Annotated in this window: 17 protein-coding genes; 5 read left to right on the top strand and 12 right to left on the bottom strand. The window is 70.9% G+C overall.

What is annotated here, in order from left to right:
- Position 1: 1 nt before the first annotated feature.
- Positions 2 to 1378, bottom strand: a complete 1377-nt coding sequence (locus ACFQ6X_RS06270) for a DNA-3-methyladenine glycosylase 2 family protein (RefSeq protein ID WP_383176868.1) — start codon at positions 1376 to 1378, stop codon at positions 2 to 4.
- A gap of 75 nt (positions 1379 to 1453) precedes the next feature.
- Positions 1454 to 2611, bottom strand: a complete 1158-nt coding sequence (gene rsgA / locus ACFQ6X_RS06265; protein ID WP_383176693.1) for a ribosome small subunit-dependent GTPase A — start codon at positions 2609 to 2611, stop codon at positions 1454 to 1456.
- Positions 2612 to 2930: 319 nt separating this feature from the next.
- On the opposite strand from rsgA, the gene ACFQ6X_RS06260 reads away from it, so the two are divergent.
- A complete protein-coding gene (locus ACFQ6X_RS06260) occupies positions 2931 to 3431 on the top strand; it encodes a DUF5949 family protein (protein WP_383176690.1) in 501 nt (166 codons plus the stop codon).
- A gap of 80 nt (positions 3432 to 3511) precedes the next feature.
- Here ACFQ6X_RS06260 and ACFQ6X_RS06255 read toward each other — a convergent pair whose 3' ends face one another.
- From ACFQ6X_RS06255 to ACFQ6X_RS06230, 6 genes are all read right to left on the bottom strand, one after another.
- A complete protein-coding gene (locus ACFQ6X_RS06255) occupies positions 3512 to 3922 on the bottom strand; it encodes a rodlin (protein ID WP_329206169.1) in 411 nt (136 codons plus the stop codon).
- A 115-nt stretch (positions 3923 to 4037) separates the two neighbouring features.
- Positions 4038 to 4256, bottom strand: coding sequence for a hypothetical protein (locus ACFQ6X_RS06250; protein WP_383176687.1), 219 nt, complete (start codon positions 4254 to 4256; stop codon positions 4038 to 4040).
- A 222-nt stretch (positions 4257 to 4478) separates the two neighbouring features.
- Positions 4479 to 4889, bottom strand: a complete 411-nt coding sequence (locus tag ACFQ6X_RS06245) for a rodlin (RefSeq protein WP_383176684.1) — start codon at positions 4887 to 4889, stop codon at positions 4479 to 4481.
- A 186-nt stretch (positions 4890 to 5075) separates the two neighbouring features.
- The gene (locus ACFQ6X_RS06240; protein ID WP_329206173.1) at positions 5076 to 5378 is read right to left on the bottom strand and encodes a hypothetical protein; all 303 of its coding nucleotides are present in this window, start codon (positions 5376 to 5378) and stop codon (positions 5076 to 5078) included.
- A gap of 224 nt (positions 5379 to 5602) precedes the next feature.
- Positions 5603 to 5836 (bottom strand): chaplin, encoded by a 234-nt coding sequence (locus ACFQ6X_RS06235; RefSeq protein ID WP_383176681.1) that lies wholly within the window; start codon positions 5834 to 5836, stop codon positions 5603 to 5605.
- Positions 5837 to 6058: 222 nt separating this feature from the next.
- Positions 6059 to 6460 (bottom strand): rodlin, encoded by a 402-nt coding sequence (locus tag ACFQ6X_RS06230; RefSeq protein WP_383176678.1) that lies wholly within the window; start codon positions 6458 to 6460, stop codon positions 6059 to 6061.
- A 346-nt stretch (positions 6461 to 6806) separates the two neighbouring features.
- Between ACFQ6X_RS06230 and ACFQ6X_RS06225 the strand changes: the two genes are divergently transcribed.
- Positions 6807 to 7586, top strand: coding sequence for a chaplin family protein (locus tag ACFQ6X_RS06225; protein WP_383176675.1), 780 nt, complete (start codon positions 6807 to 6809; stop codon positions 7584 to 7586).
- A 154-nt stretch (positions 7587 to 7740) separates the two neighbouring features.
- Positions 7741 to 8931, top strand: a complete 1191-nt coding sequence (locus ACFQ6X_RS06220) for an FAD-dependent monooxygenase (protein ID WP_383176672.1) — start codon at positions 7741 to 7743, stop codon at positions 8929 to 8931.
- 88 nt (positions 8932 to 9019) lie between these two features.
- On the opposite strand, the gene eno is transcribed toward ACFQ6X_RS06220, so the two are convergent.
- Entirely contained in the window at positions 9020 to 10327 is a 1308-nt protein-coding gene (gene eno / locus ACFQ6X_RS06215; RefSeq protein ID WP_383176669.1) for a phosphopyruvate hydratase, read from the bottom strand.
- 162 nt (positions 10328 to 10489) lie between these two features.
- Here eno and ACFQ6X_RS06210 point away from each other — a divergent pair, with 162 nt between their 5' ends.
- Positions 10490 to 10912, top strand: a complete 423-nt coding sequence (locus ACFQ6X_RS06210) for a MarR family winged helix-turn-helix transcriptional regulator (protein ID WP_383176666.1) — start codon at positions 10490 to 10492, stop codon at positions 10910 to 10912.
- Positions 10913 to 10945: 33 nt separating this feature from the next.
- The gene (locus ACFQ6X_RS06205) at positions 10946 to 13078 is read left to right on the top strand and encodes an alpha-galactosidase (protein ID WP_383176865.1); all 2133 of its coding nucleotides are present in this window, start codon (positions 10946 to 10948) and stop codon (positions 13076 to 13078) included.
- 25 nt (positions 13079 to 13103) lie between these two features.
- On the opposite strand, the gene ACFQ6X_RS06200 is transcribed toward ACFQ6X_RS06205, so the two are convergent.
- The 3 genes from ACFQ6X_RS06200 to ACFQ6X_RS06190 all read right to left on the bottom strand — a co-directional run bounded on the left by ACFQ6X_RS06200 (position 13104) and on the right by ACFQ6X_RS06190 (position 16295).
- On the bottom strand, positions 13104 to 13562 hold the full coding sequence (locus ACFQ6X_RS06200) for a MaoC family dehydratase (RefSeq protein WP_383176663.1): 459 nt from the start codon (positions 13560 to 13562) through the stop codon (positions 13104 to 13106).
- 35 nt (positions 13563 to 13597) lie between these two features.
- Positions 13598 to 14941 (bottom strand): MFS transporter, encoded by a 1344-nt coding sequence (locus ACFQ6X_RS06195; protein WP_383176660.1) that lies wholly within the window; start codon positions 14939 to 14941, stop codon positions 13598 to 13600.
- Between the two features lie 127 nt (positions 14942 to 15068).
- The gene (locus ACFQ6X_RS06190; RefSeq protein WP_383176657.1) at positions 15069 to 16295 is read right to left on the bottom strand and encodes an acetyl-CoA C-acetyltransferase; all 1227 of its coding nucleotides are present in this window, start codon (positions 16293 to 16295) and stop codon (positions 15069 to 15071) included.
- Between the last annotated feature and the right edge of the window lie 109 nt (positions 16296 to 16404).

Raw genomic sequence — 16404 nt, 5'->3', positions numbered from 1 at the left:
CCTACCGCCCCAGGAGTCCCGCTCGGCCCGCGCGCTCCAGGTGGCGTACGGCGTACGACCGCCACGGCCGCAGACCCTCCGTCGCGGGTGTCCCGTGCGGGTCCACATCGGGATCGCCCAGCGCCCGCATGCGGATCAGCGCCGCGGTCTCCGGTCCGATCGCCCGCAGCCGCAGCAGCGCCTGCTCCGCCTCGTCCCGGTCCGCTCCGGCTTCGAGCCGTACGGTTCCCTCGGCAAGGGCGCCCGCGAGCTCCCGCAGGGCCGGATCCTCCGCCCGGACGGCCAGCACACCCGGTTCGGGGAAGACATGGGTGAGGCCGCCGCACGGTACGTCCAGGACCTTCCCGTACCGCTCCACCAGCCCTTCGGCGGCTTCCGTGCCCACGAGCGCACGTACGGCGAACTCCTCCGGGTCCGCCGCGCCCGGCGAGCGCAGACCCGGGCGGGCCACGACGAGCGGCGCCAGACGCGGATCGGCGCCGAGGGCCTCGTCGACGGCGTACGGATCGGCGTCGAGGTCGAGGAGCCGGCGCAGCCGCTGTACGGCGGTGGTCAGGTCGCGGAGGTCGGTGAGCGCGATGCGGGCTTCCAGCCACGGCCCGGCGGAGGCCTCGTCGACGGCCACGACTCCGGCGCCGTACGGGAGCCGCAGGGTGCGCCGGTAGGTGCGTGCGCCGGGGGCTCCGCCGATCTCCTCGATCCGGGCCACGGCCTCGGCCCCGAGGAGGTCGAAGACCTCCCGGGCGGCGTACGGGCCGCGGTGCGCGAGCCGGAGCGGGATTCCGGCCCTTCGCCCCTCGCGCAGCCCCCCGCCGGTGCCCGTACCGGCCTCGGTCCGCAGAGCGCTGGGGGTGCGGGCGTAGATCTGCCGGATCGTGTCGTTGAACTGGCGCACGCTGGCGAAGCCGGACGCGAAGGCGATCTCGGTGACGGCCAGGTCCGTGGTCTGCAGCAGGACCCTGGCGGTGTGGGAGCGCTGGGCGCGCGCGAGGGCGACGGGGCCGGCTCCCAGCTCGGCGTTGAGCTGGCGCTGGACCTGACGTGCGCTGTAGCCGAGCCGCCCGGCGAGCCCGGGGACGCCTTCCCGGTCCACGACGCCGTCGCCGATCATCCGCATGGCGCGGCCGACGACATCGGCACGCACATTCCATTCGGCGGAGCCCGGCACGGCGTCCGGGCGGCAGCGTCTGCACGCCCGGAAGCCGTTGCCCTGGGCCGCGGCCGCGGTCGGGTAGAACCGCACGTTCTTCCGCTTGGGGGTGACGGCGGGGCAGCTCGGCCGGCAGTAGATGCCGGTGGTCGCGACGGCGAAGAAGAACTCTCCGTCGAAGCGCGCGTCGCGGCGGCTCACCGCCTCGTACCTGGTCTCTTCGTCCATCACACCGTCCAGTGTGCGCCCCCTCCCGAGGGCGCACTCGCGGTTTTCGGACGTCGAAGCAGGTGGCCGCCCGCACTACCGCATACGGCCCTCCCGCTTGAACGCCATGGCGGCCCGGCCCTCCGCGCCCCTGCGCTTCCATTCGCGCATGGTCTCGCTGCGCAGCCGGGCGTCCGTCTTGGCCGCGATCCGGTGGTTCTCCCTGAGCAGCTTGCGGTAGCTGTCGAGACGCCGCTCCGGCAGCGTCCCGTCCTCGATCGCGCCGAGCACGGCGCAGCCCGGTTCGGCCTCGTGGCCGCAGTCGTGGAAGCGGCACTGCCGCGCCAGGTCCTCGATCTCCGAGAAGACCTGGCCGACGCCGGCCTCCGCGTCCCAGAGCCCGACCCCACGCAGCCCGGGGGTGTCGATCAGCACGCCGCCGCCGGGCAGCACGAGGAGGTTGCGCGTCGTGGTGGTGTGCCGGCCCTTGCCGTCCACGTCGCGCGCCGCCCGGACATCCATGACGTCCTCGCCGAGCAGCGTGTTGGCGAGGGTCGACTTGCCCGCGCCGGAGACCCCGAGCAGCACGCTCGTACCGCCCGAGACGATGGCACCGAACACGTCGACCCCCTCACCGGTGGCGGAGCTGACGGGCAGCACCTGCACTCCGGGGGCGATGCGCTCGATGTCCTCGACCAGATGGGAGAGCGTGGCGGCGTCCGGGACGAGATCTGCCTTGGTGAGCACGACGAGCGGGTGCGCCTCGTACTCCTCGGCCTGTGTCCCGTCACCCAGCAGGGCGGCACCGGAGGTGCTGGACATGGCCAGCGCCAGGAACCGTTCCAGCCGTCCGAGATCCAGCTCGACGGCGAGCGAGACGCAGATGACGATGTGATCGATGTTGGTGGCGAGCACCTGGCCCTCGGAACGCTGCGAGGACGTCGAGCGTACGAAGGCGGTGCGCCGTGGAAGGAGGGTGCGGACGAACTGCGGGTCGCCGTCGGGGTCGACGGCCACCCAGTCGCCGGTGCAGACGATCCGCATCGGATCGCGGGGCACCACGAACGCGGTGTCCGCCCGGAGTGTGCCGTCCGGGGTGACCACGTCGCACTGCCCGCGGTCCACCCTGACCACGCGGCCGGGCAGGAGTCCCTGCTCGGCGTACGGGGCGAAGGCAGCGGCCCAGTCGTCGTCCCAGCCGTACGGAGCCAGCGGGTGCGACGAAACGGAAACCGGAAGAATGGGGAAAGACAAGGGAAACCCTTCACAAGGGTGGCCCCGGCACCGCGCGCTCGGGCGCGGAGAAGAAAGGTGAAGGTCAGCCGGTGGCCACGGGGGTGAGAACGATGCTCTTCTGGTTGTGGGCAGCGCCCATCGCAACGACAGTCATCAATGTCCTCACCTCCTGATTCCTTGAACTCCGCACAGCCTAGCGCGGGGCCGCCCTGCGGCGTCAACGGGTTTTCGCACCCGAGCACCGGGCTGCGGCGTTCGTCCGGCTTGACAGGGGATCTCCCTCGATCAGGTGATACGCATGCACAACAACCGGTCTCAGGCCATTAGGGTGCCGGACATGACCTCACCCCAGACCGCCACCGGCACGTTCGCACAAGCCCAGTTGGGCACACAGATCCTCCTCGCCTGGAGCGGCGAGAACGCCACGACCGGCCGTGACGTCGCTTTTCTCCTCACCTACTCGCTCGGCGACGGGCAGGACGGACCGGAGACGGGCGAGAAGGCCATGCGCGTGGCTCTCGAGCGCAGCGGACTGCGGGTGGGGGGCGAGACCCTGGACGCCACCGAGAAGCCGAACCTTCCGGTCAAGCTCCTCATCCAGTCCGGCCAGGCCGTCCTGACGATGCCTCACTTCAAGGCGCAGTACACCGTCCCGCGCGAGTGGCTCGCGGTGGCCGAGGCCGAGGGCCAGGTGCACGGCATGTTCGCCACGCGCCCGTGGCCGGCGGCCGCTCCGGGCCTGCCGGTCGACGAGGAGCTGCTGCGGTCCTTCGTGGGTGACCCGGAGGTCATCGGGACCTCGGCCCACTGCCTCCTGCCGGTACGCAGTCTGACCTGAGCCGGCACCTGCGCCGCACCGGGACATGACGATGCCCACCACCCCCCGTGGAGTGGTGGGCATCGTCGCGCTCAGTGGCGTCAGTTGTTGCCCGCGCCGTTGCCCGAGACCACCGGGATGTCGTTCAGGATGTGCGACAGCGGCTCGTCGCCCTTGGCCTGGGTGGAGTTGTCCGCGCACTGCTGGTTCTGCGGGTTGGACAGGACGTTGACGTCCTGGACCGCGACCGCGGCGATCACGCCGAGCAGCGCACCGACGTTGGCCTTGGCCGGCAGGCCGACGCAGAGCTTGTTGAGCGAGCCCTGCACCAGGCTGAGCTGCGGGCTCTGGTCGCCGAGCGTGGCGCTGTTGCCGAACTTCGACTCGGCGCCGTTGCCGTTGACCGTGGTGGTGCCGTGGTCGTTGCCGATCGCCATGGCCGAGGGGGCCGCGGCGGCGGACAGACCGACCAGGGACACAGCCACAGCCGCGCCGGCCATCATCTTCTTCATCAAGCTTCACCTTTCGGAGCGTCCCGTTGTGGAACGTACTGACTAACCCCAAGCGGAGGTTTCGGTTCCGCTACACCACTCAAACGAGTTGGAACCGGCGCCGGGTCGACGTTCCCTACCTGCTGTTTCCCGTGGATTCCGCTGTGCGCGCGGCCGGGACGAAGGCGCTCGCCCTGCCGCGCACCGGCCCACCGGACGCCGGGCGTTGCGGGCGCCCCACGGCCTCACGCCGGGCCGCCTCGCACCATTCGGCGAGCAGCCTGTCGTAGATGGGCGTGGCGCCCTCCGGCCGGGGGTCACGGCCGGGCGGATGGTGACTGTCGTACTGGTCCATGAGGGCCACCTACCCGAACGGGCGGCCCGCGTCGGCCGCGACTGGGGCAACCGGCCCAATTCCCGCACTATCGGGCTACCCGACCTGCAGACCGGAGGGTGCATGAGGGCGGGCAGCCCTGAGGGGCCGGTTCACCCGGGCTCCCGACGAACGGTTGCCGCACGGATGAGCCGGCCCCTCAGGTCATGAACTGCGGAAGGGCAGGACGGGAGTTATCGGTGGTCAGTGGTTGCCCGCACCGTTGCCCGAGAGGATCGGGATGTCGTCCAGGATGTGCGACAGGGCCTCGTCGCCCTTGGCCTGCGTGGAGTTCTCGGTGCACTGCTGGTTCTGCGGGCTGGACAGGACGTTGACGTCCTGGACGGCGACCCCGACGGCACCGAGGAGCGAGCCGATGTTGGCCTTGGCCGGCAGGGCGATGCAGGGCTTGTTGAACGATCCCTGGATGAGACCGATCTGAGGGCTCATGTCGCCGTGCGTGCTGCTGTTGCCGTAGGACTGCACGGCGCCGTTGCCGTTGACCGACGTGGTGCCCTGGTCGTTGCCGATCGCCATGGCCGAGGGGGCCGCAGCGGCGGAAACGCCGACGACGGAGGCAGCGACTGCCGCCGACGCCAGGAACTTCTTCATCATGGAACTAGCCCTTCTGATTCTTCTGTTGCCCGCCTGTCCGGAGCATGGTGAACAACTCGTTCCGGCGGGTTTGGTTGTGCCGTTTCACTCGAACGATTCTTAATTCGTCCAGGTCACCGCAGGATTACGCGGAAAAGGGCAACGGGAATGACGCGCATCGGGAAGGAACGCGTCCCGCGAAACGGATCAGCCGCCGAGGGGCAGCCCGCCCAGGAGCGGGCCGGCACTCCTGGCCGCACCGGTCGCACCGTCCGCCAGCTTGCTGACCGTGCCGTCCTCCTGGACCGCCTCGGTGGTGTCGCCGACCGCACCCACCACGGGGTTCACCACCTGGTCCGCGAGCTGCGGCGTGGTGGACGTGATCTCGTTCACACCACTGGTCAGACTGAAGTGGGGGGCCGTGGCGGTGGTAACGGCGAAGGCCGGAGCGGCCGTTCCGAGAGCGGCCACGGAACCGGCGACAAGGGCGGCAGTCTTCGCGTACTTCACTTTCGGGTTCCCTTCTGGAGCGGCGTCTGTTTCGGTCGCGTCCCCGCGTCGCACAAGTCTTCTTTACCTGTGACTTCCGCCGCTTTCACCAGGCATAACGATCAGCCCGCGAACGGGCAACTGCACAGGGCATACTTTTCGTCGGCGGAAATGAGAAGGCCCCGGACCGCGGCTATGCGGTCCGGGGCCTGCCGATGACTGGCCATCGACTCGACCGGGAAACGTCAGTCGTTGATGCAGACGTTGCCGAAGGCCGGGTTGAGCAGACCGATGATGTTCACGGTGTTGCCGCAGATGTTCACCGGGATGTTGATCGGGGCCTGAATGACGTTGCCCGACAGGACACCCGGGGAGTGGGCCGCGATGGCCTCGGCCTCGGAGTCGGCCATGGCCGGTGCAGCGGAGCCCAGCGCCATGAGCGTTCCGGCGGCGATGGCGGCAACCTTGGTGTACTTCACTTTCATCCCTTTCTGCAGCGGAGCCCTGAGCGGTCACGTCTTTCGTGCCGCACGAACGCTGTTGAAAATGCGCTCGTGGCCCCGTTTCTGTAATCCGTAACGATTGGCGGGCGTTATCGAAACTCTCTGGAAGCAGTTTCTTGAAAAACCCCCCGAATGACGCAGGCCCGGGCCGCACGATGGAGGAGTGTCGGCGGCCCGGGCCGGTTGGTGCGGCCCAAATCAGCCGTTGCCGGCGCCATTTCCGGCGAGAACCGGGATGTCCGACAGGATGTGCGACAGCGCCTCGTCACCCTTGGCCTGGGTGGAGTTCTCGGTGCACTGCTGGTTCTGCGGGCTCGACAGGACGTTGATGTCCTGGACCCCGACCGCGAGGGCACCGAGGAGCCCACCGACGTTCGCCTTGAGCGGCAGGGCGATGCAGGGCTTGTTCAGCGAGCCCTGGACCAGGCTGAGCTGCGGGCTCTGGTCACCCTTGGTCACGCTGTTGCCGAACTCCGACACGGCACCGTTGCCGTTGATCGACGTCGTGCCGGTGTCGTCACCGATCGCCATGGCGCTCGTCGCCGAGAGACCGAGGATGGAGGCGGCGACGGCACCCGTAGCCAGAACCTTCTTGATCACGATGAACCCTTCTCGTACCGATTGCCCCGTGGCGGAGCGCCCTGCCCAACTCTCCGCCCCTGGTTTGGTTCTCCCCGTTCACCCGAATGCCGGAAATCCCCAGGCACCCACCGTCAAGTGAACGTATGTGCGTTACCCATTCGAGTGGTTACATAATTTCCACGACTCTCCAAGTTTCCCACGCAACTCCCCTGTCGTTATGAAGTAGTCCGCGTAGATGGAATGAGTTGCCGCCGGGGCCACCGCCCCGGCACACATGCGGCACCGCGCGATGATTCTGCGGGCTCACTGCCCACGTGAATATCCCGAAGAAGGGCAAGTAATGCGACAGGTTCTGAATAAAAGCATGATCGTCATGGCGGCGGCGTCGGGCATCCTGTCCGCCGCCGGCGGTTATGCGCACGCCGACGCGTCGGCTGACGGCGTTGCCGCCAATTCGCCTGGCGTGGGCTCGGGCAATGCCGTGCAGGTGCCGGTGCACATCCCGGTCAACCTCTGCGGCAATACCGTCAATGTGATCGCCCTGCTGAACCCCGCCTTCGGCAACAAGTGTGCGAACGTCAGCTCCGACAAGGGCCACGGCGGACACGGGTCCGGCGGTCACGAGTCCGGGGGCCACGGCTCGGGTGGACACGAGTCCGGGGGCCACGGCTCCGGCGGCCACGGCGGTCACGGCTCCGGTGCGAGCGCGGAGGGCGTGGCCACCGGCTCGCCCGGCGTGCTGTCGGGCAACCTGGCCCAGGTGCCCCTCGACATCCCGGTGAACGCCTGCGGCAACACCGTCGACATCGTGGGTGCGCTCAACCCCACGGGCGGCAACTCCTGCGCCAACGTGAGCGGTCACGACCACGAGCACCCGCCGGTGGACGAGCCGCCGGTCGACGAGCCGCCGACCTCCGAGCCGCCGGTGGACGAGCCGCCCGTCGACGAGCCCCCGGCCTCCGAGCCGCCGGTGAGCAAGCCCCCGGTCGACCAGCCGCCGGCCGGCAACCCCGGACCGAACACCCCCGACACGCAGCTGGCCGAGACCGGCGCGGGTGACATCGGCCTGGCCGCCGGTGCGAGTGCGGCACTGCTCCTCGGCGGCGCAGTGCTGCTGCGGCGCACCCGCAGCTCGCAGCGCTAGTTTCCGCCGTCACGCACGTACAAGGGCCGCCCGCACAGCATCGATTGCTGTGCGGGCGGCCCTTGTGCCGAGCAGGTGTTGCTCCCCCGGCCGCACCGGGCGACTGCGACCATGGGGACGACACCTACCGGGACGACGGACAGGCGGCAGAGGCGTGGCAGCGACAGGCTTACGTATGGGCGTGGTCGGCGGCAGCATCGCCGGGTGCGCGATGGCGATCGCGGGCTCCAGGGCCGGGGCGGACGTCACCGTGTACGAGCGCAGCACCGGCGAACTCCAGGACCGCGGTCTGGGCATCGTGATCCCGCCTCCCCTGCACGAACAGCTCGTCGCCACGGGCTATCTGGACGCCGCGATGCCCACGGCACCGGTGGCCACGCGCGTCTGGCTGACCCGGCAGCCGGGGCAGCGGTCGGCCCGCGAGTTCGCGCGCCAGCCGAGCCCGGTCACGCCGTGCAACTGGGGGCTGCTGTGGCGGTCGTTGCGCGCGAAGGCCGACTCGGTCCGCTACCACCGGGGCCGTCCGGTCACCTCCGTCGAACGGACCGCCTCGGGGCAGGCCCTCGTCCGTGCGGCCGGGGCGGAGGAGCCGTACGACATCGTGGTGGGCGCCGACGGGCACCGGTCGCTGACCCGGCACGCCCTCGCCCCCGGGCTGAGTCCGACGCCCGCCGGGTACATGGTGTGGCGCGGTGCGCTCCCGCTGAGCGCGTTCGACGGGTATCAGCGGCAGCTCGAACTCCTGCGGAGTGCCTGGATCACCATCGGCTACCCCGGCGGGCACGGCATCTTCTACCTGATCCCCCGGGGCGGCGGGGCCGGACCCGAGGAGCGTCTGCTCGCCTACGCCGTCTACGCGAGGCCGCCCGCGCCGGAACCCCGTGATCCGCAGGAACTGGCACCGTACGTACGCGACATCGCCGATGAGCACTTCCCTCCCGAGTGGGCGGACATCGTCGCCCGCGGCGAGCACACCTCCATGGTCTGCCACCCGGTGACCGACCTCCACGCACCCCGGTCGGCGGATCCGCCGTTCCTGCTGGCCGGGGACGCGGCAGGCGTCACCCGGCCGCACACGGCGAGCGGCGCGGTCAAGGCGCTGCAGGACGCCCTGTGCCTGGAGGAGGCGCTGCGCGGGTCCGCCTCACCCGCAGAGGCGCTGCGGCACTACGCGCGGGAGCGCACCGCGGAGGGGGCGCGGCTGATGGAGCTCGGCCGCAGGCTGGGCGGCGCCCAGGTGGAACGCACTCCCGACTGGACCGCGATGGACCAGGGCGCGGTGGACGCCTGGTGCCGCGCCACCCTCGCCGGCAGTACGAGCTATCTGTACGGCGGCGTCCAGTAGCAGGATCTCCGCAGCCGGGAGACCCCCTCGACGATCGGCCGGGAGGCGCGCGCCGCCCCGTCGGCGCGCGCTCGGGTCTGCCTGCGGCTCACGCCCGTCGCAGTGCGGAGCGGCCCGCGTAGCGCGCCGAGTCGCCCAGCTCCTCCTCGATCCGGATCAGTTGGTTGTACTTCGCCGTGCGGTCGGAGCGGGAGAGCGATCCGGTCTTGATCTGACCGCAGCCGGTCGCCACCGCCAGATCGGCGATGGTGGTGTCCTCCGTCTCGCCCGAGCGGTGCGACATGACAGCCGTCCAGCCCGCCCGGTGGGCCGTGTCCACGGCGGCCAGTGCCTCGGTCAGGGTCCCGATCTGGTTGACCTTGACCAGGACCGAGTTGCCGACGCCGGTGCGGATGCCTTCGCGCAGCAGCGTCTCGTCGGTGCAGAACACGTCGTCGCCGACGAGCTGGCAGCGGTCGCCGACGCGGGCGGTCAGCTCGCGCCAGCCCTCCAGGTCGTTCTCCGCCATCGGGTCCTCGATGGAGACGATCGGGTAGGCCTCGATGAGCTTGGCCAGGTAGTCGACGTTCTCGGAGGGGGTGCGGCGCACCCCCTCGCCCGCGTAGTCGTACACCCCGTCGCGGAAGAACTCCGACGACGCCGGGTCCATGAGCAGGCCGATGTCCGTGCCGGGGCGGTAGCCGGTGCGCTCGATGGCGGCCGTCACGAAGTCGAGCGCCTCCTCGGCGGTACGCAGCGCGGGCGCGAAGCCGCCCTCGTCGCCGACACCCGTGGAGTGCCCGGCGGCCAGCAGATCGCGGCGCAGGGTGTGGAAGACCTCACTGCCCATGCGGACGGCTTCGGCGAAGGTGTCCGCGCCCACGGGCGCGATCATGAACTCCTGGAAGTCCAGCGGATTGTCGGCGTGGGCGCCGCCGTTGACGATGTTCATCATCGGCAGCGGCAGGAGGCGGGCGTCGGCGCCGCCGAGGTAGCGGTAGAGGGGCAGGCGGTGGGCCGCCGCTGCGGCCTTGGCGGCGGCGAGGGAGACGCCGAGGACCGCGTTGGCGCCGAGCCGGGCCTTCGTGGCGGTGCCGTCGAGGGCGATCAGCGCGGCGTCGAGACCCGCCTGGTCCGCCGCGTCCCGGCCGCGCACGGACGCCGCGATCTCCCCGTTGACGTGGGCCACCGCGCGGTCGACGCCCTTGCCGTGCCAGCGCGTGGTGTCCCCGTCGCGCAGTTCCACGGCCTCCCGGGTGCCGGTGGAGGCGCCTGAGGGAACCGCCGCGCGCCCCAGGGACCCGTCCGCCAGGACGATGTCGACCTCGACCGTGGGGTTGCCCCGGCTGTCGATGATCCGGCGGGCGGTGACGGTCTCGATGGTGGCGTCGACGGTTCCGGCTGCCTCTGCGGACATGGGAGTTCCTTCCCGTTGTCATGTGCCGTGGCCCCGGCTGCGACAACGCTGGCGCTGAGCCCGACAAGGAAAAACCATACAGCAATGCTGCTCAGTTTTGCTGTACAGCATTGCTGTGCAGGTCAGCGGCCCAGCCCTGCCGACAACGGGGTAAAGTGCCCTATGCCCACCCCGGAAGCCGCCGCCATCGCCGCCGAACTGCGCACCGCGATGGGCAAGCTCACCCGACGCGTCACACACGAGGACCACATCCCGCTGAGCCAGGTCGCCGTCCTCGGCGCACTCGACCGCGACGGCGCCATGACCACCAGCGACCTCGCCGCCGACCAGCGTGTCCGCCCCCAGTCGATGGCCCGGGCGGTGGGACTCCTCATGGAGCAGAACCTGATCACGCGCCGCGCGCACCCCACGGACGGCCGCAAGTCGCTGGTCGAGCTCTCCGACGCGGGCCGGGCCGCGCTCGAAGCGGAGCGCAGCCGCAGGGCCGGCTGGCTCGCGCGGGCCATCGAGGCCGAACTCACCGATGAGGAGCGGGCGTTGCTGGCGCGGAGCGCCGCCCTGCTGGAGCGGCTCGCCGCCCGCTAGCACCCCGGCCCGCGCTGTCGGAACGTAGGATCGCTGCCCGTGATCTCCTTCGCCCCTGACACCCGGGTCTGGCTGCTCTCCACTCCGCGCACCTCGTACGCGCTCCGCATCGACGCGACCGGAGCGCCCTGTCACCTCGCGTGGGGACCACGGCTGACCCTGGAGGACGCCGAGGAGCTCGCCACTCCCCCTGCGGAGCCTGCCAGCAGCTTCGAGGGGCGCCCGTCCGTGGGCGACGAACTGCCGGTGGACGGGGGCGCACGGTACGGGCCGCCGTCGCTGCAGGTCCGCTTCGCCGACGGCACCCGGGCCTTCGAATGGCAGCCGACGGGCCATCGTGTCCATGAGCCCGCGCCCGGATCCGCCGAGCTCGTCCTGGAGTTCAGGGACCGTCACTACCCCCTGGAGGTGGCTCTCCACTACCGCGTGCACGAGGACACCGATGTGATCGAGCGCTGGTGCGCGCTGCGCAACACCGGCGAGGAGACGATCACCGTACTGCGCGCGGACTCCGCGGCGTGGTCGCTGCCGGTCGCGGAGGACCACCGGCTCAGCCACGTCACGGGGCAGTGGTCGGCCGAGAACCGACTGCACCGGGACCGGCTGCCGTTCGGGGAGACCGTGCTCACCAGCCGGCGGGGCATCACCGGCCATCACGCGAATCCCTGGGTGATGCTGGACGCGGGCGGGGCGACCGAGGAACACGGCCGGGTGTGGAGCGCGGTGCTGGCCTGGAGCGGGAGCTGGCGCATCACGGTGCAGCGGGCGGCCGACGGCCGGGCCGGTTTCACCGGCGGTGCTGGCCACGACGGTACGGTCCTGCCGCTCGGCCCCGGCGAGGAGTTCACCACGCCCCACTTCGCGGGCCGCTTCGGCGCCGACGGCTTCGGCGGAACGAGCCGTGCCTGGCACGCGTACCTCCTCGCCCATGTCCTGCCGCACCCCGGCGAGACCAGGCCGGTCCTCTACAACTCCTGGGAGGCGACCGGCTTCGACGTGGACGAGGCCGGCCAGAAGGCGCTGGCCGGCCGCGCGGCGGCCCTCGGCGTGGAGCTCTACGTCATGGACGACGGCTGGTTCGGTGCGCGCCGCAGCGACAGGGCCGGGCTCGGGGACTGGACTCCGGCCGCCGAACGCTTCCCGCGGGGCCTCTCACCGCTGATCGACGAGGTGCACCGGCTGGGGATGCGCTTCGGCCTGTGGGTCGAGCCCGAGATGGTCAACCCGGACAGTGACCTCTACCGCGAACACCCGGACTGGGTACTGCACCTGCCCCACCGCACGCGCACCGAGCTGCGCAGCCAGCTCGTCCTCGACTTCGGCCGCCGCGAGGTGGCGGACTGGGCGTACGGCTGGCTGACCCGTCTCGTGGGCAGCCACGGCATCGACTTCCTCAAGTGGGACATGAACCGGCCCTTCACCGAGGCCGGACCACCGGACCCGGCGGCCGGCGCCGTCGGCGGGGAACCTGTGTGGACGGCCTACGTGCACAACCTCTACGGCGTGATCGACCGGCTGCGGGCCGACCATCCGGACCTGCGGATCGAGGCCTGCAGCGGCGGCGGCGGCCGGATCGACCCGGGCATCCTCTCCCGTACCGACCAGGCATGGACCTCGGACAACACCGACGCGGCGGACCGCGTCCTCATCCAGCACGGCTACGGCCAGATCTACCCGTCCCGGACCATGGCCGCGTGGGTGACCGACGTTCCCAACCAGCTCACCGGCCGTACCGTCCCGCTGCGCTTCCGCTTCCACGTGGCGATGGCCGGGGTGCTGGGGATCGGCGGCGACCTCGACCGGTGGTCGGAGGGTGAACTGGCAGAGGGGGCCGCCCTCGTGGCGCAGTACAAGCGGGTGCGCCACCTGGTGCAGCACGGGATCATGCACCGGCCGCGCGGCCGCGTCGACGAGGGGCCCGCCGCCGTGCAGTACACGGCTGCGGACCGGAGCGAGGCCCTGCTGCTGGTCTGGCAGCGGGCGCCCCGCCACGGCAGTTGCCGGCCGCCGCTGCGGCTGGCGGGACTCGATCCGACGGCCCGCTACCGGGACGCCCGCACCGGCACCGTCCACTCCGCGACCGTGCTCGGCGAGTACGGACTGCTGCCGGACCTGCCGCCCGGGGACTGGGCGAGCACGGCGGTGCACCTTGTCCGGACGTCCTGACGGGCCTCACGGCAGGAGACGGCCCTCACGGGTAGAAGTGTGTCAGCGACTCCGCGGCGCAGGCCGGCTTCTGCGACCCTTCGAGCTCGAAGGTGAAGGCCCGCGTCATCTGTACGCCGCCGCGCGGGACCTCCTTCACCTCGGTGACGGAGGCGTGCAGCCGTACGCGGCTGCCGACGGGGACGGGCGCCGGGTACCTGACCCGGTTGACCCCGTAGTTGAGCGCGCGTCCCACGCCGCTCACCTGGAGCAGCTCGCCGAACATCGGGATGCCCCAGCTCAGGACCATGTAGCCGTGGGCGATGGTGCGCCCGTACGGGCCGGCCGCGGCGCGTTCGACGTCGGTGTGGATCCACTGGTGGTCACCGGAGACGTACGCGTACGTGTCGATGAGCTCCTGGGTGACCTCCTTCCAGGCGGAGTGCCCGAGGTCGCGCCCGCCGAGGGCGAGGATCTCCGGGATGCCGTGCACGGTCAGGGGCATGGGGCGGTACTCCGTTCTCTCCGTACGGGGGCGGGTCAGGCGGTGACGGGGGCGGCGCGGCGGGCGGCGACCGGCTCCGCGGCCTGCTCGTCGTGGTTGGGGCGCTTGAGCAGGAGCAGCATGCAGCCCAGGGTCAGCGCCACCTGGAAGACGGCGTACGCGATGACCGCGGTGATCGAGCCCGTCCGGTTGAGCAGGAACTGGCCGATGATCGGGGTCGTGCCGCCGAGCAGGGTGCCGCACAGCTGGTAGCAGAGCGAGATGCCGGTGTAGCGCAGATGGGCGGGGAAGCGGCTGGCGAGCATGCCGGCGAGGGCCGCGTAGTAGAGGCAGTGCGGGATGGTGGCGACGGCGACCCCGAGCATCGCGAGCCCGTAGTTCTCGGTGCTGATGAGGACGAACATCAGTGGCATCAGGACCAGTTCGGGCACCAGCATCACGATCACGGCGCGGGACCAGCTCTTCATCCGGGTGGCGATGACGGCACCGAAGGGCTGGACGATGATCTGGGTGATGTTGGCGACCAGGATGATCGTCAGGAACGAGCTGCGGTCGAATCCGAGCGATGTGGTGGCCCAGGACAGGGCGAACGTCGACTTGAAGTAGGTCGCCGACAGGCCGATCGTGCAGGCGCCGATGCCGAGGACGATCAGCATGGGGTGGCTGCGCAGGACCTCGGTCAGCGGGAGCTTGACGACTTCCTTCTTCTCGATGAGCTTGGCCATGGCCGGGGACTCGGTGACTTTGAGCCGGACCAGCAGGCCGACCATGACGAGTGCGGCGGAGGCGAGGAACGGTACCCGCCAGCCCCAGGAGACGAAGGCGGCGTCGGGCAGCTGGCTGATGGCCAGGAAGCTCACCGTCGAGAGGGTGTTGCCGACGGGCGAGCCCTGCTGGGCGAAGGCCCCGTACAGCACGGACTTGCCCTTGGGGGCGTGCTCGGAGGCGATCAGGACGGATCCGCCCCACTCACCGCCGAGGCCGATGCCCTGGATCATGCGGATGCAGACCAGCAGGATCGGGGCGGCGATGCCGATGGAGGCGTATCCGGGGAGCAGACCGATCGCGGTGGTGGAGATGCCCATCATCAGCAGGGTGATGACGAGGGTCTTCTTGCGGCCGAGGCGGTCGCCGTAGTGGCCGAAGATGATGCCGCCGACGGGGCGGGCGAGGAAGCCGACCCAGAAGGTCGCGAAGGCGACCAGGGTGCCTATGGGGCCCTCGAGTTCGGGGAAGAACACCTTGTCGAAGACGAGTGCCGCCGCGGTTCCGTAGATGTAGAAGTCGAACCACTCGATGGTGGAGCCGATGAAGGCCCCGAATCCTGCGCGGTTGGCGGCTTTCGTCTTCTCGCGTGCGGTTGCGGTGGACGCACTCATAGGTGGCTCCCGTGAACATCGTTGATCAAGCGGATGGGGGCATGGCGGACAGGGGCGTCTCCCGGGACGCCCGGTGTCACGCGACGGGGGAAGGGAAAGAAGTCCTCGAAGACGGGGACGGGGACGGTCAGTCGGTGATGCGCTCGAAGACCGCGGCGAGGCCCTGGCCGCCGCCGATGCACATGGTCTCCAGGCCGTAGCGGGCCTCGCTGCGGTGCATCTCGCGGGTGAGGGTGGCGAGGATGCGGGCCCCGGTGGCGCCCACCGGGTGGCCGAGCGAGACTCCGGATCCGTTGACGTTGATGCGCTGCTCGTGGTCCTTCTCGCCGAGGCCCAGCTCCCGGGTGCAGGCCAGGACCTGGGCGGCGAAGGCCTCGTTGATCTCGATGAGGTCGAGGTCGGCGAGGGTGAGACCGGCGCGGCCGAGGGCGGCGTGGGTGGCCGGTACGGGACCGATGCCCATGGTCGCGGCGGGGACACCGGCCCGGGCGAAGGAGACGAGCCGGACCAGCGGGGTCAGCCCGAGCCGTTCGGCGGTGGCGGCGCTCGTGACCAGGCAGGCCGCGGCGGCGTCGTTCTGGCCGCTGGCGTTGCCCGCGGTGACGGTCGCCTCCGGGTCGGACGTGCCCATGATGGGGCGCAGCGCGGCGAGTTGCTCGGCGGTCGTGTCGGGGCGGGGGTGCTCGTCGGCGGTCACGACCGTCTCACCCTTGCGGGTCCGTACGGTGACGGGGACGGTCTCGGCGTCGTAGCGGCCCTCGGCGGCGGCGCGGGCGGCGCGGGCCTGCGAGCGCAGGGCCAGGGCGTCCTGGTCGGCGCGGCTGATGGAGTAGGCGCGCCGCAGGTTCTCGGCGGTCTCGATCATGCCGCCGGGTACGGGGTGGTTGACGCCCCCGGCGGTGACCCGGCCGCGGGCCAGTGAGTCGTGGAGCTGCAGTCCGGGGCCCTTGATGCCCCAGCGCCCGTCGTGCGTGTAATAGGGGGCGGCACTCATCACGTCGACGCCGCCGGCGATCACGACGTCGCTGAATCCGGCCCGGATCTGCATGGCCGCGTCCAGGACGGCCTGGAGGCCGGACCCGCAGCGCCGGTCGATCTGGGCACCGGTGACGGAGTCGGGGAGTCCGGCGTCGAGGGCGGCGACCCGGCCGATGGCCGGGGCGTCGGAGGTGGGGTAGGCGTGGCCGAGGATCACCTCGTCGACCCGGGCCGGGTCGATCCCCGTACGGGCGACGACCTCGGCGATGACGCGTGCGGCGAGCGCGGCCGGCGTCTGCTGGGCGAAGGCTCCGCCGAAACGTCCGATGGGGGTGCGCAGCGGTTCGCAGATGACGACATCGGTCTGGTCGGGCACGGGGGACACCTTTCGGCGGTTCGGGTGTGTGGGGCGACCTTCGCACCCGACCACTGAGTCGGTCCAATATCGAGTTGCCCCCTCTTCAAGACGCAGCGCGTCTCAATCG

This window comes from Streptomyces sp. NPDC056452, assembly GCF_042796085.1.
Taxonomy (GTDB): domain Bacteria; phylum Actinomycetota; class Actinomycetes; order Streptomycetales; family Streptomycetaceae; genus Streptomyces.
The sequence above is the reverse complement of the archived record's forward strand: the minus strand, read 5'-3'. Positions and strand labels throughout refer to the sequence as shown.

Coding starts and splice junctions, on each gene's coding strand:
- ACFQ6X_RS06200 (WP_383176663.1), bottom strand. CDS start 13,562: ATGCCCCTGACCGTGCACGGCATCCCGGAGATCCTCGCCCTCGGCGGG.
- ACFQ6X_RS06195 (WP_383176660.1), bottom strand. CDS start 14,941: ATGAGTGCGTCCACCGCAACCGCACGCGAGAAGACGAAAGCCGCCAAC.
- ACFQ6X_RS06245 (WP_383176684.1), bottom strand. CDS start 4,889: ATGATGAAGAAGTTCCTGGCGTCGGCGGCAGTCGCTGCCTCCGTCGTC.
- ACFQ6X_RS06225 (WP_383176675.1), top strand. CDS start 6,807: ATGATCGTCATGGCGGCGGCGTCGGGCATCCTGTCCGCCGCCGGCGGT.
- ACFQ6X_RS06210 (WP_383176666.1), top strand. CDS start 10,490: ATGCCCACCCCGGAAGCCGCCGCCATCGCCGCCGAACTGCGCACCGCG.
- eno (WP_383176669.1), bottom strand. CDS start 10,327: ATGTCCGCAGAGGCAGCCGGAACCGTCGACGCCACCATCGAGACCGTC.
- ACFQ6X_RS06270 (WP_383176868.1), bottom strand. CDS start 1,378: ATGGACGAAGAGACCAGGTACGAGGCGGTGAGCCGCCGCGACGCGCGC.
- ACFQ6X_RS06250 (WP_383176687.1), bottom strand. CDS start 4,256: ATGGACCAGTACGACAGTCACCATCCGCCCGGCCGTGACCCCCGGCCG.
- ACFQ6X_RS06260 (WP_383176690.1), top strand. CDS start 2,931: ATGACCTCACCCCAGACCGCCACCGGCACGTTCGCACAAGCCCAGTTG.
- ACFQ6X_RS06255 (WP_329206169.1), bottom strand. CDS start 3,922: ATGAAGAAGATGATGGCCGGCGCGGCTGTGGCTGTGTCCCTGGTCGGT.